We start from the raw sequence: 22,201 nt of genomic DNA on the forward strand, positions 1-22,201 counted from the left end.
AAATCCCGTTAGCTTTCCTCTAAGCTTGACGTATCTGCGTCTAATGCTGAGGAACGACGACGACGACGGCGATTAGCAGTGGAAGCGCTATTTATTTCATTTTCATCTGCGAAAGTCTCAAATTCTGTTCGCGGCGGATCTGGAAAAGAAGGCTCGATTGCTAATTTAGGGAAAGATGGTTCTTCTAGGTCAACTTTTGGTGTAGGCTTTTTGACTGCACTGACTTCAGGACTAGTTCTTTGAAGAACAGTTGGTTCGGCAATAGATTCAGTTGGTGAAGTTGGTATTTGTCCAGGTTGAACAATATTAAAAATCACTGATTTGGAATTCTTCACCTCTTGATCTAACTTCACCCCAGGAGAAATTCCCATCAAGGCAAACATATCTTGTTCCTGAAGTGTCATTTCTACAGAAACAATTTGTGGAGGCTCTACTACCGGTTTGACTGGATCAATCTTAACTTTTGTCCGTTCTACTCTTTCTGTCCATCCAGATTTGCCCAGACTAGGTGTGCGGGTAGCGTCTCTTGTTTCTCTCAGAGGAACTTCGCTAATACGTCGCGTTTCCGAGAGCAGAGAGGGAATTTCTGGTATTGCTGTTAGTTCACTGTCACTATCCAGATCCAAGTCTGGCTCGTTTACAAAACCCAGTGGATTAGGAACTAACCGGGATTCATCTTTTCCGTTAGCGCCATTGATACCAATGCGACTACGGCGAGTACGGGTACGACGCTTATTGTCGCCCAATTCTTGATAGCTGGGATGGTTAATCAAATGCATAGCACTCAATTCTGAGTCACCTTCAAATCCTTCCCCAAAGCCATCATAGGTTTCTCTTTCCCGTGGTTCTGGAATGCGATTAGTTGACAGACGCGGTTCTCTTTGCGGCGGTGGTGCAAACCGTTCTGGTATATCTGCTGCTGGGATTGGTAATCGGTTTTCTATTTCTCCTGGTAAGCGTACAGTATGCCCTAAACCGCCACAGGTTGGACAAGTTTCTCCAAACAATTCGTAAATGTTTTGACCTTGCCGCTTGCGAGTTAGTTCTACTAAACCTAGTTCGGTGAGTTGGGCAATTTGAGGACGAGCTTTGTCTGCTTTCAGAGCTTTGTTAAAGTGTTCTAATACTTGTAGTTGATCACGCCGTGATTCCATATCAATGAAGTCAACGACGATGACACCAGCAATATTTCGCAACCTTAACTGACGAGCAATTTCTGTTGCCGCTTCGCAGTTTGTCCACAACACTGTTTCTCTAGCTGTTGCTGATCGAGTGAAGGAACCTGAGTTAACATCAATTACTGTTAATGCCTCTGTCGGCTCAATAATGATGTAACCTCCAGAAGGTAAGTCTACTCTGGGCTTAAGGGCTTCACGAATAGCGGCACTAATGCGGAAGTATTCTAAAATAGGAGAGCGATCGCGATGGTGGTCAATCAGCAATCCCTGTGGTGTTTGTCCGCCGCTCCAGTTCTGTAAATACTGTTTCACGCGTCGCAAACCAGTACTGGAATCGACGACAATTCGATTTACATCCGCGCCATACATATCTCGCAACACGCGCTGGATAAAGTCATCATCCCGATTCAGCAATGCCGGAGCGCGGGTAGATTGAGCTTCTAGCTGGATTGCTTCCCACTGCCTTTGCAGTACTTCTAAGTCTTCAATAATTGCTTCTTCGGGCTTGCCTTCAGCTTCTGTCCGCACCAGCACACCCATACCAGCGGGTTTAATTAAAATTGCTAGGGCGCGTAAGCGGTTGCGTTCACTTTCGCTTTTAATCCGCCGAGATAAATTTACACCTCTGCCATAGGGCATTAGCACTACGTATCTTCCCGGTGAGGTGATGTTACCAGTGAGCCTTGGGCCTTTTGTTCCCGTTGGCTCTTTCATCACTTGCACCAATACTTTTTGCTGTGGTGTCAACAGTTCGGTAATGGCTGCGGCACTACGTTTGAGCTTCAATGGTCCCAAATCAGTGACATGAATAAAGCCGTTGCGTTCTGGGTCGCCAATATTTACAAAAGCCGCATCTATGCCTGGTAATACATTTTCTACTACTCCTAAGTAGATATCACCAATTTGGTGATGCCCCGTGGCGACAACCAGTTCTTGTATTTGATCTTCAGAAAAGACGGCAGCAATCTGATGCTGCTCCGCGATAATAATTTGTTTTGGCATTCAAGTTCCTCAAAAATTGGTAGCACCAACGGGTATTAGAAGAAGATCCTGTTATACCTCTAGTCCCTACGGTCACTGCTACAATGCGCTACTGGTAATAAAAATTGCAAATCTGGGGTAGCTTCCTATAATTGGAAGCTATGAAAACTGTAATTGCGTTTACACGCCTGATTATTCCAGAACGACTGCATATAGTTTTAAGTAGTTAAATCAACCGTCCGTGGTTGATTTCTAATGCAATACCTTCACCATCTAGGGTCATGGTATTAGTGCAGGTGTTGTAAAAAGCATAGAGTTAGATGTCAGGCGTGGAGCTATTGTCAGTTAATGATTCACGAGGTAGCTATAGAGTGTCTTCTTTAATCTGCTTTAGTTTGTCTGGGATACAATCCTAGAAGTTGCACTCTCATATCTTTGCTTTCGCTCCCTGGGTATCAGGGCAGTGAACCAAGTCATTCAATGCAGCGCCAGAAAATTTCTCTTCACTTCATTCTAACGCAACCTTGCTAAAAATCAATTCCCATGATGATGCTCATTCAGGACAACTACTAGCAAGTTGCCCTCTAGGGATTAGATCCCTAAAACTAGTCGATTGCGGTGGATATGCAGGAGGTGAAATTCTGCACTAACCACGATTTCTAGTATAGACAAAATTTGCTCAGGGCGCAATATTACTCCATCAGGGCGACAGCTACCCAAATAACGCAAGACGGCTTTTGATTCTGTTTGGGTGTTGTCTACCTCTACTAGTTCAAGCTCAAACAAGCGATCGCGCAGATTTATGATTTGGTGTTTTCCTGATTTGGTTATATGTTCTGACAATATCTCGTTTTTAGCTTTGATAGCCGCAATCCAGTCTTGCCATTCGGTTGCTGGTACTTCCCCAACTGTAGACACTGTTAGCAAATACTCTGCCGCTTCCATTGTTTGGGTAGCTGCACTAGCTTTTAAATCTATCTCTTCCACATTATATATGGCTATGTCTGTGGGCAATTGGCTCACTAGTTGCTCACGAAAACTTTCCACATCCATTGGTTGAGTTAATTCAAAATCGACAATTTCACCGCTGCTAGTAGCTCCCAATGCTAAGGCGCTGGTTAGGGAAATACGGGGATTCGGATGAAATCCACCACTAAAGGAGATTGGTAAACCTGCTCGGCGCATTACTCTGTCAAATAAGCGCATTAAATCGAGGTGACTTACCAAAGCCATATCACCCTGTTTCCCAAACCAAACCCGCAAGCGTTGTGCTTTGGTGGTGTTGGGGATAAAGGAGCCAGCAAATGGCGGAATTGCAGGTGGCTCAATCACGATATTATGCCCAAAATCAGTGCCACAGACACCGCAATGAGAACAACCTTCAAAAGAGCAATCGGGAACAATTGCCGCTTCTAGAGCGCGTTGTAAGTCTTCTTGCAGCCACTTTTTGTCAATGCCGGTGTCGATATGATCCCAAGGTAAAGGAGCGTCCAGAGGTGACAGGATTTCCTGTTCTCTGTTTTCTACAGAAAAAACATTCCATTCACCGTTTTCGACTAAGCGGTATTTCCAGTCTAGTCCAGCTTCAGCAATCGCACTTCCCCAAGCTGTAAAAGCCTGTTCTACATTGTCATACCACGAATCCATGCCTGCTCCCAATTGCCAAGCACGGCGCAAGACTTTACCTAAAGAGCGATCGCCCCGACCTATAAAGTCTTCCATTGCCGAAAGGCGAATATCAGTAAAATTCACCTTTGTATTCCGTATTCTCCTGAATTCTTGCCGCAGTAAGTTTTGCTTGCGCTTAAACTCTGAGGTAGAAACTGAATGCCATTGAAAAGGGGTATGTGGCTTGGGCGTAAAATTAGAAATCGTCAAATTAAAGTTGAGTGATCTTCTGCCTTTAGCCCAACATTCTCGCTGTAACCAGCTGACCGTCTCCGCAATCCCTAAAACATCATCATCAGTTTCACCTGGCAAACCGATCATGAAATACAGCTTAATTTTATCCCAGCCTCGCTCCCAAGCTGTTTTTACTCCTCGCAATAATTCTTCATTTGTTAAACCCTTATTGACAATATCCCGCATCCGCTGGGTTCCCGCTTCTGGAGCAAAAGTCAAACTCCCTTGGCGTGTTCCTCCCAGGATATTAGCAATATTCTCATCAAATCTGTCTACTCTCTGACTGGGTAAGGTTAGAGAAATATTTTCATTTTTTAACCGATTCTTGATTTCCATCCCTACTGCGGGGAGGGCTAAATAATCAGAACAACTCAGAGATAACAATGAAAATTCATTGTAACCTGTTGCCCGCATTCCTGCTTCAATCGCTTCTACTACTTTTTCTGGTTCTACATCCCGTGCTGGACGAGTTAACATTCCTGGTTGACAAAAGCGACAGCCACGAGTGCAACCGCGCCGAATTTCGATTGTCAAGCGATCGTGTACTGTCTCAACATAGGGAACTAAGCCAATAGAATAGGCCGGAATGGGTGTTGCTACTCTGCGGAGAATGCGTTTTGGTACATCTGGACGCAATGGATATACTGCACCTCCCTCTCCCATTTCATAAAACTGAGGCACATAAACACCAGGAATTTGTGCCAAGTCTAGCAACAGTTCTTCCCGACTCAAGAGAGCTTTTTTCCCTTCTTCTAATACCAAGCCAATTTCTGGTAAAAGTTCTTCCCCATCTCCTAAAACAATAAAGTCGAAGAAGTCGGCATAGGGTTCAGGGTTAGATGTTGCAGTCTGTCCACCAGCAAAAATTAGAGGAAATGCAGAGGAATCTTTATCTGTCTCTTGCCCCCTGCTCCCTGCCCCCTGCTCCCTGCCTCCTACTCCCTGCTCCCTGCACCCTGCCTCCTGCCTCTCTCTCCAAGTCAGCGGAATTCCTGCCAAATCCAACATTTCCAGGATGTTGGTTGCCCCTAATTCATAACTGAGACTAAAACCTAAAATATCGAATTCTGTTAGCCAGCGTTTAGACTCTACAGCAAACAAGGGTGTTTGGGTAGTACGGAGTTTAGCTGCTAAATCTGTCCCTGGTAAATAAGCGCGATCGCACAACTGATTTGGCTGGGCATTCAAAATGTTATAAAGAATGATATGCCCCAAATTAGATGCGCCTACTTCATATACCTCTGGATAGGTTAACACCCAGCGTATAGTTGCCGTATTCCAAGGCTTATGTGCTGCTAAACGCTCATTACCAAGGTAACGAGCGGGTTTTAAAATATCCGATGTTATTAATTGTTCGACTAAAACAGCCACCGATGCTCTCTTTTAGCTATCTTAAATTACAGCTAACCAAACATAACTTAGCATTGATTTAGGTTTTTAAATCGCATTCATCGTCTTAAATTACAACTGTTTTACAAAAATTTACTTCTCATCTGAAATTTAGGCTCATACACTACTTTGATTTTGGATGGCTTGCGTGGCGTAGCCACATTTAGTTGGGTAGGTAGAAGAGAATAGGGAACAGGTAACCAGAAAAGAAGCTTCTTCGCGTTGTACTGAGTTTTAAAGCGTCCGGCGCAGTCCATTGTGGCTTTAGCTGGCGTGGCGTAAATTATACGCTTCCGTAAGGGATACACAAAAATAAAATTAAATCAAAGTTGTAAATGATGCCAAAGCCAGCCAATACTAGAAGCTTTTTTTACTTTCAGACTTTGAGTTGTCAAATCGGAATCAGCTTAAAATATCTCAAAAACCCGATCAAGTTGGGTTAATTCAAAAATTATTCTGATCGTCGGGGACATAGCACTTAACCGAAAAGTCTGTCCTAAACTATCTGCGAGCTTGTGTGCAGACACCAAAGCCATTAAGCCTGCACTGTCTATGGCTTCTACTGAGCCTAAATCCACAAGTACAATTGTATTTGTATCTTGCGCCAAAGCAGATTTCATCTCTTGTTCAAATTCCCACGCGTTTGTGGCATTTAAACAGCCTTGGGGACGAATCACTGTAAGTTTTGGCTGGTTGAGAGTTTTCAACATAGTCACATCCTGATTCAAGCTGGTGAACTCCAGAGCGTAGTTTACTTGAACATAAACTGTTTTTCCCGGATTGGCTATACGTCTTTAGTTACTTTGCTGAATCTTTATTACTTTAGTGCTTCTATTTAAAGATTGTCATAATTACAAGATAAAATGTATTCTTATATACATTTTTTTTGTGCGAGTTAAAAAACAATCAACATAGACAGCCCAAATGCAGATTAATTTTATGTAGATATAGTGATAAACTCTGCCATATCTGTAAATTAAGAGGATCTGAGCAAAAGTATATGTATATCTCAACCCTAATTGTTACCTTTTGCAATGGCAAGAAACAGGGTTAACAACAAAGCGTGGGTTGAAAATTCGATAGTGATCTAAATCACTATACATCATGCATCCAGATCACTTTTTATACCGAAGTTTATCTTGGATAATGAGTAATAATGACAGTTGGTTTATTCCCTATGAACACTCGATACGCAATTCGTCAACTGGTAGAAAAAGCGTTACACATCAAAAAACTAACCCCAGAAATAGAAAACGAAATCAACTCAGAACTGACGCAACTGGGTTACATATCCGATGTTGACTACGAAGCCCTAGAATTGCTAATGGCAGAGATGGATGCTGGTCGAGTTAAACTAGTCCCTACCTGGGGATAATCATCCAAAATAAATCCTGAGTTATTAAATCTAGTATTTATAACTTCACAATTGTTTACCCTCTGGGAGAGATTGCCAAAATTGGTGAATAAACTGATTAAGATGAGCCTGAGCAACTGGGTCTATGTCAGCTTTTGGTTGTTTGGGTGAAAGTTGGCTGAATAGGGTAATGACTTCTGTATCCATAGCCGGTCGAAATAAATTTACAGGCCAAAACAGGTCAGGTGCATCTCGCAAATCGTTGATTAGCGGTGGTTCGTAGGTGAAGTTAGCCAACAATAAAGGACGAACCCAGCACAAATCACGAGAAATCACAACTTGAACGACTTCTGCGTAAAGATTTCTGTCACCATCATCCAAAGATACAATTTGTCCCGGCTGAAATTTGGGGCTAATATCCATAATCAGGAAGCCGCAGTGAGGGATAATTGTGTTGCAGCTTTCTTAATTTTAGAAGTCGGAAGGTAGTATTTTTGATAGATATTTTCGTACTACCCATGTAGTATAATGTAAGCGCCGAGGATTTCTTAGTTGTCACCACAAATAATATCCTGACAGCAAACATTTTTCTGCCTGGAATTAGAACAGAAATGTTATAAGATCAAGTAAACAACTGTTAAGCAAATGCTAAACAGAAACCTTGTTGTCATAAATCAAGTATAAAAGAGCAAAGAGTAGTGTCAGTCGAAACCATTGAGAAGCGTTCCACATCCCGCAAGCTCGCGCCTCGGTATCGCGTTTTGCTCCATAACGATGACTATAACCCTATGGAGTATGTGGTTCAAGTGTTAATGACTACTGTACCGAGCATTACCCAGCCTCAAGCTGTAAGCATCATGATGGAAGCCCATCAAAACGGGTTAGCCTTAGTAATTACCTGCGCTCTGGAACCGGCTGAGTTTTATTGCGAAACACTGAAAAGTCATGGTTTGAGTAGCACCATTGAACCTGACGAATAGTCATTAGTCATTAGTCATTGGTCATGAGGATAAATACATATACTGGACTAATGATTATTGACCTTTTTTTAATTTTTAATTGGAGCGTTCGCGCAGCGTCTCGTAGAGAAGCGACTTGACCCACTTATGATGAAAATCAACTTAGCTAAACTCGCCCAACGACCCGTCCTGGTTAGGTTGGGTTGTTTTATATTGGTTTTGTTATTATTATGGCTACCCCTAGCTGTACCAATTTACCGATTAGTGCCTGATACTAATTTAGCAAGTATCTTGACAATAGTGGCGCTGTATGTAGAGTTTATTTTTCTGCTCACGCTATGGGGAAAACAAGTCTATCAGCGATCGCAAATATTCAGCTATTATGGATTAGAATTTACACGCTTAAATGGCGTATATGCATTGCGTGGGTTAGCTATTGGACTACTTAGTGTTTTAGTTTTATTTAGTTTACAAGGTTTGCTAGGTTGGTTAGTATGGCAACAACCGAAAGTTTTTCTGCTAAAAATAGTTTTAGAAGGGTTGTTGGTAAGTTTAGGTGTTGGTTTTGCGGAAGAATTGTTATTTCGGGGCTGGTTACTAGATGAGTTGCAGCGAGATTACAAACCAGCTATAGCAATGTGGATCAATTCTATTTTATTTGCTATTGCCCATTTTATTAAACCTTTAGAGGCAATTATTCATACTTTGCCACAATTCCCAGCTTTAGTATTGCTAGGTTTAACGCAAGTATGGGGGAAAGATTCTTGTAGAGGGCGTTTGGGTTTACCAATTGGTTTACATGGTGGTTTAGTTTGGGGTTATTACATTATTAATGTGGGAGAATTAACAAAATATTCGGGAGTAGTTCCTGACTGGGTGACAGGTGTAAATAATAATCCTTTACAGGGAATAATGGGAGTGCTATTTATGAGTGGGTTGGCTTGGTGGATGCGAAGCAGAAGTACTAAATTTAATTAGGGCTTGCTGAAAAAGTCTTTCCGTTAGGGTTAGGAGTCAGGAGTCAGGAGTCAGGAGGAAGAATTAGAAGCAGCTTTTGAATAGTTGCTTTGGCGGAAAAGTGATAAGTTTTTGATGGGTAAAATGTCTATTCCTTGCACCAACTTAACTTTTTTAGCCCTGAATCCCTTGAGCTATCTAGGTTTTACATTTATATGCCTAACGGCACGCTCCGCGAACAGCAAGCCCTAATTATGATTAAATATCTTGTGATTTTACTGTTATTAATATGTTCTTTTTCTTTAGCATCTCCAGCTTGGGCTATAGTTTGTCACAATTATGATGGGCAGAAAATTTGTATTTTGAGTATCAAACGCAGTGCAAAAAAATATTGGGAATATAGAGCGGCTGTAAGTGTAGATGGGATGAAAACACCTGTGGAAATTTACAATTGTCGCGCCAAGTTTAAGGTGAATAAAGACGGGAGTTTAGCCCAATTTACAGAGAATAGTCCTGGTGAGATGATTTGTAGTTTTTTTAAGAAGTAACTATCATGTCTAGCCATTCAAACAGAATTAGGTTCATTCAGACAAGAAGAACAGGAGGACGTTATGCAAATTGTCACTAGTTGGATGAGACAAGGGATTGAGCAAGGGATTCAAAGAGAAAAAGATTTGGTTGTGCGTCAAATCAAGCGCAAACTAGGTGAAATTAATGCTGATTTAGAAGCTCAAGTTAGGGGTTTGGATGTTGAAAATCTTGAAATTTTAGGGGAAGCATTATGGGATTTTGCAACTGTGGAGAATTTGCGGGATTGGTTAGATAATCTGTAACCATTTAGCTGTCAGCAAATCAACTAAAAAATTGAGATGTTATTGCTCATTTCAGAAATACTCTAAAAGCGATACCTTTTCTACGAGTCACGTAAGGGAGACAGTCAGCTTCGCTATCGAACTCTCATGAAACAAATTCATAGATTCACTCAGCAACGCCATTTTATTTATTTTCAGGTGCAAATATACGCCAAATAATAAATAATGTAATCCCTAAATAGGCGAATACAGTTAGCCATTCTTGCCAACGACTTGATATATCATTCATAAGAAAAAATCAGAATTAAGAAAATACCTCCAGCATTGTACCTACCAAACAAGCCCGATCTAAATTAATTCCTCGCAAATTTGCAGCTTCTAACTCTGCACAAAGTAAATTAGCTCCTGTCAAATTCGCCCCAGCCAAATTTGCACCTCGCAAGTCGGCTTCTTCCAGGTTAGCTTCACTTAATAACGCCCCTTGTAAATCAGCACAACTCAAGTCTGCACCTTTGAGATTTGCCCCTGTCAGGTTAACACCACGTAAGTCAGCGCCTCGCAAATCAACGCCTTGCAAGTTAACACTCATCAAATTAGCACCACTTAAAAAAGCACCTGCTAAAGATGCGTCGCTGAGTGTAGCGCCCATGAAGTTAGCACCACGCAAATTACTACCTCGCAAGTCAGCACTAGTTAAGTCTGCTTGCATCAAATTTGCTCCCATGAGGTTAGCCCGCAAGTCAGTTTCTTGCAGGTTTGCTCCCATTAAGTTAGCACCTTCTAAATGCCCACCTTCCAGTTTAGAACCAGCGAAGTTAGCACCCACCAAGGTAGCACCGGCTAAGTTGATGCGGTTTAAATCTACTTGGGATAGTTCCTCATCTTCTAAGTTTGCCCCTGCCAGTTCTTTGATTTTTCCTAATCTAATAGCTTCAATGTTCATTTGGGGTAACTATTAATCTCCTGACTACTTTTGCTATGGCTATCCCATCGGGAATCAAGTAACCACATACTACTACTGACTTTGGGTGTCATTAGGGGTAAGTCTAGTCCCTGTTGTAAACCCATGACTAACAAAGTTAGGGTATCTACAAGTTTAGGATCAAAACGGGTCGATTGTTGCTTTCGACAATAATCTAAAGCTTGAGCAAATATATCTTGTCCGCTTTGTTCTGAATATTGTTGTTGACAAACTCGCCATTGAAAGTCTGCTGCTAAGGCTAAAATTCTTGATTCTAGGGGAATTTCATCTCCAGCTAAACCTGCTGGTTCTCCTGTTCCATTCCACCACTCTGTTTGGTGAGTGATAATTTGGGCAATTGCGCGCAGTCGTGGCATTGTTCTTAATACCTGCGCCCCTGGTACTAGAGGACAAGTTAAAGGACAACTGGGGGCTTCTTCATAACCTGTAGATGCACCGGCAGTGAAGACGCTTTCTGCTTTTTGTAGTGGATCTATGCGGTGTAATAAACCAGCAAGGCGCAATCTTTTAATTTGCCATGCGGGTAAATCCAACAACTGCCCCATTGTTTCACAAATTGCCACAACTTCTGCGGCAGCCATAGGGGTGTTGATATCTGCTAAATCCATTAATTGTGCCATTCGCAAAAATGCCTGGATTTCGTTAGAAACCAAGTTACGATCTAGGGCGACGGGAATAGAATTCTCTTGTCCAGTTTGCAGGTAATCGACAACGCGAGAAACGACTACACCTAAGTCTTTTGGTGAAATAATCGCAGCCTGAATTGCTTGTTTATGGGCGGTGAGTTTATTTGCCAGTTCTGGGTTATATTTTTCGATGTGAGCGATCGCAATTTCTGCTGTCTCTCTCACCAACTCCGGTTCAAATGTCCATAAACCATAAAATTTACGTTCTAAATCCGATGCTGGTAAACCACCAATCCCATAATCACCCTCTGATAATTCTTGACAAATTACCATCGCTGTGTATTTAGGTGAGAGAATAATTAAGTGCCACTCTTGTTCTACAGGATCACCCGCTTCTATAGGCACTAAATGGACATTAGGTAACTGGCTTGTAGTGTGTTCTGCAAAACCAGCATCGGCAGAGGCCATAATAGCAATTTCACGGCTGCGCTGGGCAATCTCTGCATATCTATTTGCTTCTTGCAAATACCATTTACCCATTTGGAAGGCCGTAATCACTAAAGGCTCTCCGTCCTCAGTTAATATATGGTCTTCTAAAGCATGACACAGAGCTACTAGGGTATTTTTATAGTACACGCCAAAGTGAATTGGCCTGGTGCTGTGACGGTGGGCTGTTTCCAGTTGTTGGAGAATTGAACCTTCTAACATGGGGATTGGGGAGAAAGAGGTGACAGGTGACAGGTGACAGGTGACAGGTGACTAGAGTTCAGAATATTGAATTTTCCTGTTCCCTGTTCCCTGTTCCCTGTTCCCTAGTTAATAGCTACAAGTTGCTTTTCTTTTGCTTCTATTGGCGCAGAAAGTGCTGTTTCTAACTCAGCACAACCCAATTTTTCTTCTAAGATGTTCATCACTTCTCGTCCGAAATCGTTGGGGTTGCGTCGCCAAGCTTGTAAACAGACTTCTCCAAAAAATGAACCGAGTGGTTCCGGGTTCCATAAGAGTTTTTTAGCTGTCCAAGGCATCAAACTCATCGGATCATAACCTGGTTTGAGGATACCTTCTTTGAAAGCATATTCTTCTAAATGGGTATGAGGTTGCAATCCAATGAAGAAAATAGCAGGTTCGACTTTATCAGCACCGAAAATCCGTTCTAATTCCCGATGATAAGCGATCGTTTGGCGAATGGTTTCATGACGTTCGTCAATGACGTTAAATGAGTAATTGACGGAAACTAAATCATTAAAGCCCGCTGCTTTTAAGTCACGACAGTTTTGTAACACAGTTCGCAGATTGTAACCCATCCGCATTTTACGTACAAGTTCTTGAGAACCGCTAGTAATGCCGATTTCAAAATAGTTCATCCCCGTTTTAGCCATCAACTCACACAATTCTGGTGTTAAGTTGTCTGCTCTAATGTATGCTGCCCAGTTAATATCTGTCATGCCAGAATCGACAATTTTCTGTAAAAGTTCGACAGCATCATCAATATATTTGCGGGCGGGGATAAATTGAGCATCGGTAAACCAGAAGTTACGAATACCACGATTGTATAATTGTCGCATCTCAGCTACGACTTCATCGGCAGGATTAATACGTACTTGTTTACCTTCAACCACTGTGTAAACGCAATAACAGCAGTTATGAGGACAACCACGTTTGGTTTGGACACCAACGTAAAAATCCTGATCTTGCAGGTAATAATTAAATTCCGGCCAGATGGTTTCGATATAGTCGTAGTTACAAGCAGTTTTTTCTAAGGGTGTCGGTTGTTCATGAATGAGGCGTTGTCGTGGTTGATTTTCTCCCACTACGTAACAGCGTTCATCTCGAAATTCTTGTCCACCCAGGAATTTTGTCAGCAAAGTTTCTCCTTCACCTACAGAGATTATAGTCCCTTTGGGTAAGCTTTTACCCAACTGCTGATAAAATACACTGACTGCACCACCACCAAGAACTACACGCGCTTGAGAGTGATATTGTTGGGCGCGTTTTAAACCACGTTTGACTAAGCCTAAGTTACGCCACAATTCTACATAGTAGGCGATAAAAATTCGTAAACCGCCTAATGCACCGCGTAATTTGATGAATGGGTTTTTGGCATAGTAAAATTCAAAGGCGTTTTGTAACGGATTGCCGCCCCGTCCACCCACTGGGGCATATATTTGAATATCTCGCCAAGAAAAGACTAGGAGTGTGGGTTTAAATTCATCAATACAGGCATCTAGGGCAGTATTGTATTCTAAAGGTGGTACTGTGCCTAAGTCAAAAATCCGCTGTTCAATATCAGGAAACTGCTTGTGGACGTGATCTGAAAGATAAACAACCCCAATAGGAAAGATGGGGTTACAGGGAAGGCGAACGTAAAGTATTCGGTTTTCCGTCATAGTTGTTTTAACTTCCATCTTACCGATTTTGAGGGAATTTGTGGGCTTAATATTAATTTACCAATATTTATTTTTATTTTGCTTGATTTATTGAATCAGCTAATTATTGAACTACGTAAATTTACTCGCTACCAAGAAAATTGCTTGCTCAATTGCTACTACTTTGGGGTGACAAGAAAGACAACAGAATCATATAAAATTTCGATAAAAATACTAGACACACTTGTTGTTTTTTTTTACAATGCAGTTAATACCTCAATGCTTGGGTGTCGAAGTTGTTTTCTGGACTTTGAATTACCGCTTGCTTTTTGTGACTGACGTTATTTGCATTGCAAACAAGAAAATAAAGGACAATGTGATGAAATTATCTCGAATTCTGCCATTGGTTGTTGGTAGTGCTGTGGCTGGTATGGTGGTTAGTGGTGCATCTCCAGCGCAAGCTTTGGATTGGACTTGGAGTTATACTGGTACGGGAGTTAATGCTGCGGGAACATTTACCACAAACGACACTCCAAACGGTTCAGGTTTTTACACTATTTCTGCTATCACTGGTACTAGAAATAGTAATACCATAAACTCCTTACTAGGAGCGGGAGTTTTTGGAAATAATAATCTGATTTCTCTGTCTTCACCTTACCTAACCAATGGCGGTGCTTTTGCTTACTTTGCAGGGGGTAATCCGTTCAATGTGTCTTATTCTTCTGCAACAGGCTGGAGAGACTCTAATATTAGTGTAACTTTCACCGCATCTGCATCAACACCCGTCCCCTTCGACATTCCCGGTGGTGCAACCATCCCCACAGTCGGTTCTCTATTTGCTCTAGGATTGATGAGACAAGCTAAAAAACGTCTAGCAGCAAAAACCCTCGTTGTTAACCCTGTAGTTTCATAGATTAACTGTCAGAATCAGGATGTCCAGGATTTAAGGATGTACAGGATGGTTTATTAGGGTGCGTTGGATATTTAAGAATCTGTTTATTTGATAGATTCTTGTAGTCTGATGCACTCTATTAACTGACTATTAAATCAGCCAGTTCTTAATAACCGTAAATTTACTTACCACAAAAAAATTGCTTGCACAAGTTCTGCTACTGTGCAGTGACGTGAAATATAACGAAACATAATAAATACTCATATAAAACTTCAGTAAAGATACTAGACAACTTTGTTGTTTTTTTTACAATCTAGTTAGTATCTAAATGCTCAGGTGTTCAATTTTTTTTCTCAACTTTGAATCACTGGTTGTTTTGTGCGGTTGATGTTATTTGCAAACAAGAAAAAAGGGAAACAGTGATGAAATTATCTCGGATTTTGCCATTAGTGGTTGGTGGTGCTGTTGCTGGTATTGTCATTAGTAGTGCATCTCCAGCGCAAGCTTTAACGTATAACTGGAATTACACGGGTTTATCAAACACTAGTGGAACATTCGATCAGACTGGTGGAACAATAACAAGTTTTACTGGTACAGTGGGTGGTACTGCCATAACTGGGTTGTTACCTATCGGTACTATAATTGGGGGAGCCGGTGTGGATAACTTATTTCCTCTTACAGGGCGTGGCGTGGGGTTCTCTACTGCAAGTGATACCTTTGCAATATATTTTTCTGGGGGTCTAACAAGTATATGGCAAGAGGGTTTAGAAGATATTATTGGGACTGGAGTGTTCAATGCCACTCCCGTACCCTTCGACATTCCCGGAGGTGCAACCATCCCTACAGTCGGTTCTCTATTTGCTCTAGGGTTGATGAGAAAAGCTAAAAAACGTCTAGCAGCAAAAACCCTCGTTGTTAACCCTGTAGAGACTGTCTGAATCAGGATGTCCAGGATTTAAGGATGTACAGGATGGTTTATTAGGGTGCGTTGGATATTTAAGAATCTGTTTATTTGATAGATTTCTGTAGCCTGACGCACTTTATAAACTGACAAAAATTCCTATCTTCTCAAATCCTCACACCCACAAAAAACCATCCTGTAAATCCTTAAATCCTGATTCAGACAAAAGCACAAAAAGAGAGTATTTAGGGGTTGACAACTGATTTGAAATTTGTTATCATGAACTCGATAAGGAAGAAGTATTTTAAATTAAATATGATAACGATAAATTGGATAGGGGTTTAGCAATGCTAAACCCCTAAATTAGTTTGATTCAAAAATGTGAAATTGATGTTTCTTGTGAGAATCAGGATTTAAGGATGAACAGGATAATACAGCAGATTGCAGATCAATGAGGTACAGAATCAAAATTGAAACTTAGACACCAAGCCAGTTTTACTCCTGACTCCTGACTCCTGACTCCTGACTCCTGAATTCTGCTGTAACAGGAATTAAAATTTGATGACTCGCTTTATACATGACCAATTCGCCAAACAATATCTAACACAACTATTAACACCTTACGGAGAAGTAGAAACCAGCAAAGATATCACCGCAGAAGTCAGACAAGTTGACGTATTGTTTATACCCTCACCCCAACCAACACAAACTTTAGAAACACTAGGAATTCTAGGACGAATGGCGACAAATTATGCCATATTTGAACCATTTCGTAACCCTGTCAGCAAAAGTGAAATTCGCAGTTGTATGGGTAAATTGTTTGACGTTCATGCAGACTTAGAACGGGAATCTAAACGCAATGATACGCGAATAACCGAAACAGAATTACCCCAATTATGGATTTTTACTCCTACAGCATCAGTAGAAATTCTAGAGAGTTTTAATGGTACTGTGGACGAAGAAAACTGGCAAAAAGGTCTTTATTTTTTGCCAAAAGGATTAAAAACCGTAATTGTTGTAATTCATCAACTTCCCAGTACACCCGAAAACCTGTTCTTGAGGATATTAGGTAGAGGAAAAGTACAAAGACAAGCAGTAGAAGAATTAGAAGCACTAGCAAATAATAGTCCGTTTCTTGCAGATGTCATAGAATTAGTACATGACCTAATTGCTGTGTTATCTGCACGTCAACGACAAGAACAAGATATTGATCAAGATGATCAGGAGTTAATTATGAAATTATCCCAGATGTATCAGCAACAATTAGAAGAGATTAAAAAACACGAACGACAAGAAGGACTTCAAGAAGGACGACAAGAAGGACGACAAGAAGGTATAGAAAGAGAACGACGCGCTATGATTGAAAGTATCCTGCAAGTACGGTTTGGTGCAGTTGATTCACAGTTAGCGACAATTATCAACCCTCTGATTGCAATGTCCAGAGAAGAATTTACTCCTTTGCTTTTACAATTATCTCGTGAGGAGTTATTAGCTAGATTTGCACAATAAACATCTGTTACAGAGGAAGAAGGACACTTAAATCTCTTTGAGAAACTTTTGGCTTTCCATCATTTCTGTTGTTGAACATAAAGTGTATTGGGGGATTGACAACAGATTAAAAATCTGTTATCATTAAATTGATAAGGAAGAACTATTTAAAATTCTAAAATATCCAGATACCCGGTTTCCTTGAGAAATCGGGTATCTATTCTTTTTGTCAGGAAATTTTTATAAAAAAGACATAACTTTAGATAGAAATAATGCAGAAAATACTAGTTGGTAGTCGGAGTTACAGCAACTGGGGATCGGGCGATGTTAGTTTTGCTTGTGTAATGTAAAATTGTGGCGTAAAAGCTCCTCAGCAGTTATGGCTCAAATATTAGATCCTCTACCACCAGAGCAATCGGGGAAAATTCTCTGCTGCTACGTCAATGCCACGAGTAAAATGCAGGTGGCTCGCATTTCCAATATTCCTAACTGGTACTTTGAAAGGGTCGTGTTTCCTGGACAAAGGTTAGTTTTTGAAGCCCCGAAAGAAGCTCAGATGGAGATTCATACGGGAATGATGGCAAGTGCAATTTTATCAGATACAATTGGGTGCGATCGCCTTGCTCTCAGGGAAACTACTAGTGATGAGTGTGATGATACAGACTCTTCAGAAGAAATAAACTCGATAAATAACACTTCGATGGGTTCTTCCATAAATACAAAAGTTGAAGATTCTACAAAACCCTTACAAATTCTGGGATTAGCATCGGTTGATTGAAAAAAATTTTCTCAATTTTTAGGGTTGCTGAATTCAGCAGCCTTTTTTGTTTAGCTTAAACAGTAGAAACCTCTCACCTACCCGAAAGAGAGGTGATGAACACTTCTTGGTTTTTTGACAAAATGATATAATTTTATACAGATGGGTGTAACTCAATTAAATGCTGAAAAGCAGCCTATCAAAAAAAGTTAAAAATTATCTCCAAAAGTCCCTAGGGCATAGGGCTTTAAAGCTCGGTTAATGTCTTTATAGAAGAGTCGCCGAGAAGCCCACACTCACCTGTTCGCGTAGCGTGCCGCAAGGCATAAGGGGGTATGTGGAGTATGTCACTAAAGTGATCTAAACTCTGATTACTTTGTAATTGGAATATGACTTATCCCTCTGTCAACTGGTTCGCTAAAACATTCGCCAATTTGCCTCTACGAACCCTGTTGATTGTGCCGTTTGTTTTGCAAACTGTGGGAGTGGTGACGCTAGTGGGTTATTTTTCCTACCGTAGCGGAGAGGAGGCTGTAGAGAAGCTTGCAGATCAGTTGATGATGGAGGTGAGCGATCGCATTGATCAACATCTGAATAGTTATTTAGGGAAAGCCCAGGAAATCAACCGCATAAATGTAGATGCCTTCGAGTCGGGAATTTTAGACTTGAATGATTTTAACACCTTGGGAAAATATTTTTATCGTCAGGTGCGATCGCCTATGGTGGGGCGTAGCCCATCGCTCAATTTTGGTTATGTTAACTTTGGCAGTGAAAAGGGAGGATTTATTGGTGCTGGTTATGGACTGGGTAATAAGTTAGAAATAGCAGAAATTCCCCTATCTGACCAAAGCAAATTCCGCTTTTACTCAGTAGATGACCAGGGTAATAGGCTCTCTTTAGTAGCTACGCTGAAAAACCCCCAATATTCTAATTTTGCCTGGTATTCAGATGCAGTCAAAGCTGGTAAGCCGATTTGGAGTTCAATTTACACCTGGGGCGGTTTACCTAATCGCATCAGCATTTCAGCAAGCACTCCAGTGTATGACGAGCAGAAAAAGCTGCTAGGTGTACTCGGTATTGATTTGGAACTCTATCAAATCAGTCAGTTTCTGAAAACACTGGATCATAAAAGATCCGGTCACACTTTTATTATGGAGCGATCCGGGCTAATTGTTGCTAGTTCCGAAGATGAATCTCCAGCCCCCATCATCAATGGTACAGCTACAAGACTCAAAGCCTTAAATAGCAGTGAACCTGTGATCCGCGAGGTAACGCAGGATTTAATGCAGCGGTTTGGCAGTTTAAATACCATTACTCAGCCTCAAAATTTCCGCCCTGATTTAGAGCAAAAACCCTTTGTGAGAGTTACGCCTTACCGCGACGATTACGGCTTAGATTGGCTCGTGGTGACGGTGATTCCTGAATCAGAATTTACGGCAGAGATTCATGCTAATGCCCAAACAACCTTTCTGTTTTGTGGTTTAGCATTGGTAATTGCTATTGGCACGGGTAGCCTCACTGCATACTGGATAGCTAAACCGATTTTGCGATTGAGCCGAGCTAGTCAAGCTATGGCTAAAGGAGAGTGGCAAGAGCCTTTATCTGAAGATATAGCCATAGCAGAACTGAAGGTTTTAGCAACATCCTTTAACCAGATGTCTGCTCAAGTCAAAAAATCATTTCAGGAATCGGAAAGCAAATTTTCGACCATTTTTCATACCACTCCTGACCCCGTTTGGATTGCTACATTAGCTGAAGGAAGGTGTTTGAATGTTAATGAAAGTTTTTGTAATTTTTGGGAAGATACCCCAGAAAATATCATCGGTAAAACCTGCGTAGAATTGGGATTGTGGGAAAATATAGAAGATTTGCACCACTTCAAACAGACGCTAATTAATAAAGGAATTCTCCAGAATTTTAAAGTAGTGATTCGCACTTACTCAAAGCAAAGCAAGACCGTTCTCATGTCAGCTAGGGTGGAACGTTTAGATGGCCAGGATTGTGTGATTGGGATGATGAAAGATGTCACCGATCTCTACAACGAGCTTCGTTTACGCAAACAAACCGAACAAATTTTATTAGAGAGTGAATATCGATTTAGAAGTTTATTTGAAAATTCCCCTGTTGCTTATCAATCCCTCGATGAACAGGGATGTTTTATTGATGTCAACTCGCAATTTTGTAACTTATTGGGATATACCCCAGCAGAACTCATAGGTAAGCCTTTTGGCGAGTTTTGGTCACGGAAGACACAATTATATTTCCCAGAAGCATTTGCACATTTCAAATGTAATAAAAAGGCAAGTGCAGAATTGTATCTAACAAGAAAGGATGGTAGTGAGATTGTCGCTCTGCTCGAAGGTCGTGTTCAGTATGAACCAGACGGTCAATTTGTGAGGACACATTGCGTTTTATACGACATCACCGAACGCAAGTACATGGAGGAAGCATTACAGTATAGCCAGAATTTACTCCACACATTAGCGTCTAATATCCCTGGAACTATGTACACTCTTGTACAACATTCTGATGAATCTGCAACTTTTGAGTACGTCAGCTTGGGTTGTCGATATCTTTTAGAATTAGAACCAGAAGAAATTTTAGAAAATGCTAATCTTTGTTTTGCACAAATTCATCCTGATGACCGGGTGGGATATCATGCAGCAGCAGCCCTTAGTGCCAAAACTCTCAAGCCATTTTTTTACGAATGGCGACTAATTACACCTTCGGGAAAACTCAAGTGGGTACAAGCAAATTCTCGTCCTGAACTGCGACAGAATGGTGATATTGTTTGGCATGGTGTTTTACTCAATATCACTAAGAGTAAACAAGCAGAAGAAGCTCTGCGCCAGAGTCAGCATTTTATTGAACGGATTACAGAACTAACGCCAAACCTACTTTATATTTACGATCTCACCGAACAGCGTAATGTTTACATAAATCGCTCTGTTGCGGAAATATTAGGATATTCAGCCGCAGAAATTCATAAAATGGGAGCTAATTTGTTTCCCACTATCTGTCATCCTGATGATCTAAATCGGGTCTATACGGCGATACAACAGACTATTTATCTGCAAGATCATCAGTTCATTGAAATAGAATATCGTGTTAGGGATACTCAAGGTCAATGGCGTTGGCTTTATAGTCGCGATACGGTTTTTTCTAGAACTGAGAATGGCAACGTTAAACAAACTTTAGGAACATCCCAAGATATTACTGATCGCAAACAAGCAGAGTTAGAACTAAGGAAAAGTCGAGATTTTAAAGAAGCTATTTATAACGAATCTACCGATGCTATTTTTCTGGTTGATGTTCCCAATCCATTAATTCTTGATTGCAATAGCCGGGCTGTGGAGATGTTTGAAGTTGCCAACAAAGAAGAACTGATTGGCACACTAGGGCAAACTTTACAAAAACAGCGATTTACCGATGATGAAATGGTAATGATTGTTGACGATATAGCTAAATTAGGCTTTTGGAGTCAAGAAGTAGAATATGTGACTAAAAAAGGTAATATTTTCTGGGGCAATCTGTCGGTAAAACGCATCAATATAGCGGATCAAATTATTGATTTGGTGAGAGTTACGGATATTAGTAAACGCAAGCAAGCAGAATTAGCCTTACTGAAAAGCGAAAAGCGATTCAAAGAGATTTCTGCATCTTCGCCAGGAGTAATTTATATTACGGTTAGTGGGTTGGACGGCTCTTGGTATTATGAATATATGAGTCGTGCGTTTGAGGATATTCATGAAATTACTGTTGAACAGATACTTGAAAATCCCCATCTCTGTTTTGAGCAGTTTCATCCTGATGATTGCCTTGGCTATGAGGAAGCAGTGGCTCACAGTCTGGAAAATATGTCTCCTTTTAACTATGAGTGGCGCATTATCACCCCTTCAGGAAAACTCAAATGGATAAAAGCGAATTCAAGACCAGAACGGAGGGAAAATGGAGAGATTGTATATTATGGTGTTGTGTTAGATGTGAGCGAACGCAAACAAGCCGAATTAGCTTTGCAGCAAGCGGAATATAACCTCAGACTGGCAAATCAGGAACTGGAACAACTGGTAAATACTGATGGATTAACGCAAATTGCCAATCGTCGCTGTTTTGACAATCGCTTAAAGCAAGAATGGCAGCGACTCTACCGAGAACAGCAACCGCTATCTTTACTGTTATTTGATGTTGATTATTTTAAACGCTATAACGATACCTACGGTCATCAAATGGGGGATGAATGTCTGATTAAAATCGCTCAAGCAGTGCAACAGGTAGTGTGCCGTCCGGCTGATTTAGTCGCTCGCTACGGTGGGGAAGAATTTGTGGTTATTTTATCTAATACTAATGTTGAAGGGGCGATAGCGATCGCTCAACGAATTCATTCTGCAATTAAAGATTTAGCAATTCCTCACCAAGCCTCGGAAGGGCGCGATACAGTTACAATTAGCCTTGGTATTACTAGCCAGATACCTACTTTTCAAACATTACCAGCCCACCTAATCGAGCAAGCAGATCAGGCACTCTATCGCGCCAAACAACAGGGACGCAATCAGTCTGTAATGTTCTGTTAATCTCTAGGACTAGCTGACCAGGAGGAACTATTATTTGTTTTAGAAAACTCAAGAATGACCAAGCCCCGAAGGGGCGAGAACAGGGT

At 41.1% G+C, this 22,201-nt stretch carries 17 protein-coding genes; 10 read left to right on the forward strand and 7 right to left on the reverse strand.

Features of this window, described 5'->3' with window-relative positions; all coding sequences use genetic code 11:
• Window positions 1-8: 8 nt before the first annotated feature.
• The 3 genes from A9Y75_RS04245 to A9Y75_RS04255 all read right to left on the reverse strand — a co-directional run bounded on the left by A9Y75_RS04245 (window position 9) and on the right by A9Y75_RS04255 (window position 6,160).
• Window positions 9-2,180: an Rne/Rng family ribonuclease gene (locus A9Y75_RS04245; RefSeq protein ID WP_071188302.1), complete on the reverse strand. Its 2,172-nt coding sequence runs from the start codon at window positions 2,178-2,180 to the stop codon at window positions 9-11.
• A gap of 570 nt (window positions 2,181-2,750) precedes the next feature.
• Complete coding sequence (locus A9Y75_RS04250) at window positions 2,751-5,432, reverse strand: TIGR03936 family radical SAM-associated protein (RefSeq protein WP_071188303.1); 2,682 nt, start codon at window positions 5,430-5,432, stop codon at window positions 2,751-2,753.
• Window positions 5,433-5,857: 425 nt separating this feature from the next.
• A complete protein-coding gene (locus A9Y75_RS04255; RefSeq protein ID WP_071188304.1) occupies window positions 5,858-6,160 on the reverse strand; it encodes an STAS domain-containing protein in 303 nt (100 codons plus the stop codon).
• Between the two features lie 467 nt (window positions 6,161-6,627).
• Between A9Y75_RS04255 and A9Y75_RS04260 the strand changes: the two genes are divergently transcribed.
• Entirely contained in the window at window positions 6,628-6,825 is a 198-nt protein-coding gene (locus A9Y75_RS04260; protein ID WP_071188817.1) for a hypothetical protein, read from the forward strand.
• A 45-nt stretch (window positions 6,826-6,870) separates the two neighbouring features.
• Here A9Y75_RS04260 and A9Y75_RS04265 read toward each other — a convergent pair whose 3' ends face one another.
• Window positions 6,871-7,227 (reverse strand): hypothetical protein, encoded by a 357-nt coding sequence (locus tag A9Y75_RS04265; protein WP_177176103.1) that lies wholly within the window; start codon window positions 7,225-7,227, stop codon window positions 6,871-6,873.
• 275 nt (window positions 7,228-7,502) lie between these two features.
• Between A9Y75_RS04265 and clpS the strand changes: the two genes are divergently transcribed.
• The 4 genes from clpS to A9Y75_RS04285 all read left to right on the forward strand — a co-directional run bounded on the left by clpS (window position 7,503) and on the right by A9Y75_RS04285 (window position 9,553).
• On the forward strand, window positions 7,503-7,784 hold the full coding sequence (gene clpS, locus A9Y75_RS04270; protein WP_071188305.1) for an ATP-dependent Clp protease adapter ClpS: 282 nt from the start codon (window positions 7,503-7,505) through the stop codon (window positions 7,782-7,784).
• Between the two features lie 129 nt (window positions 7,785-7,913).
• Window positions 7,914-8,741: a type II CAAX endopeptidase family protein gene (locus A9Y75_RS04275; RefSeq protein WP_071188306.1), complete on the forward strand. Its 828-nt coding sequence runs from the start codon at window positions 7,914-7,916 to the stop codon at window positions 8,739-8,741.
• A gap of 194 nt (window positions 8,742-8,935) precedes the next feature.
• Entirely contained in the window at window positions 8,936-9,268 is a 333-nt protein-coding gene (locus A9Y75_RS04280; RefSeq protein WP_236721324.1) for a hypothetical protein, read from the forward strand.
• Between the two features lie 63 nt (window positions 9,269-9,331).
• The gene (locus A9Y75_RS04285) at window positions 9,332-9,553 is read left to right on the forward strand and encodes a DUF4351 domain-containing protein (protein WP_071188307.1); all 222 of its coding nucleotides are present in this window, start codon (window positions 9,332-9,334) and stop codon (window positions 9,551-9,553) included.
• Between the two features lie 283 nt (window positions 9,554-9,836).
• Here A9Y75_RS04285 and A9Y75_RS04290 read toward each other — a convergent pair whose 3' ends face one another.
• The 3 genes from A9Y75_RS04290 to A9Y75_RS04300 form a co-directional block, all read right to left on the reverse strand.
• On the reverse strand, window positions 9,837-10,475 hold the full coding sequence (locus A9Y75_RS04290; protein WP_071188308.1) for a pentapeptide repeat-containing protein: 639 nt from the start codon (window positions 10,473-10,475) through the stop codon (window positions 9,837-9,839).
• Window positions 10,472-11,848 carry a DICT sensory domain-containing protein gene (locus A9Y75_RS04295; RefSeq protein WP_071188309.1) on the reverse strand — a complete coding sequence of 459 codons (1,377 nt, stop codon included), beginning with the start codon at window positions 11,846-11,848 and terminating at the stop codon, window positions 10,472-10,474. The genes A9Y75_RS04290 and A9Y75_RS04295 overlap by 4 nt, the downstream gene beginning before the upstream one ends.
• 104 nt (window positions 11,849-11,952) lie before the next feature.
• Entirely contained in the window at window positions 11,953-13,545 is a 1,593-nt protein-coding gene (locus A9Y75_RS04300; RefSeq protein WP_071188310.1) for a photosystem II high light acclimation radical SAM protein, read from the reverse strand.
• Between the two features lie 340 nt (window positions 13,546-13,885).
• Between A9Y75_RS04300 and A9Y75_RS04305 the strand changes: the two genes are divergently transcribed.
• The 5 genes from A9Y75_RS04305 to A9Y75_RS29330 all read left to right on the forward strand — a co-directional run bounded on the left by A9Y75_RS04305 (window position 13,886) and on the right by A9Y75_RS29330 (window position 22,115).
• Window positions 13,886-14,419: a PEP-CTERM sorting domain-containing protein gene (locus tag A9Y75_RS04305; RefSeq protein ID WP_143046354.1), complete on the forward strand. Its 534-nt coding sequence runs from the start codon at window positions 13,886-13,888 to the stop codon at window positions 14,417-14,419.
• 401 nt (window positions 14,420-14,820) lie between these two features.
• Complete coding sequence (locus A9Y75_RS04310; RefSeq protein ID WP_143046355.1) at window positions 14,821-15,336, forward strand: hypothetical protein; 516 nt, start codon at window positions 14,821-14,823, stop codon at window positions 15,334-15,336.
• Window positions 15,337-15,860: 524 nt separating this feature from the next.
• A complete protein-coding gene (locus A9Y75_RS04315; RefSeq protein WP_071188313.1) occupies window positions 15,861-16,808 on the forward strand; it encodes a hypothetical protein in 948 nt (315 codons plus the stop codon).
• Window positions 16,809-17,166: 358 nt separating this feature from the next.
• On the forward strand, window positions 17,167-17,565 hold the full coding sequence (locus A9Y75_RS04320; RefSeq protein WP_071188314.1) for a DUF1830 domain-containing protein: 399 nt from the start codon (window positions 17,167-17,169) through the stop codon (window positions 17,563-17,565).
• A gap of 368 nt (window positions 17,566-17,933) precedes the next feature.
• Window positions 17,934-22,115: a PAS domain S-box protein gene (locus A9Y75_RS29330; RefSeq protein WP_071188315.1), complete on the forward strand. Its 4,182-nt coding sequence runs from the start codon at window positions 17,934-17,936 to the stop codon at window positions 22,113-22,115.
• The last annotated feature ends 86 nt before the right edge of the window (window positions 22,116-22,201 follow it).

The organism is Trichormus sp. NMC-1 (assembly GCF_001858025.1).
GTDB lineage: Bacteria > Cyanobacteriota > Cyanobacteriia > Cyanobacteriales > Nostocaceae > Anabaena.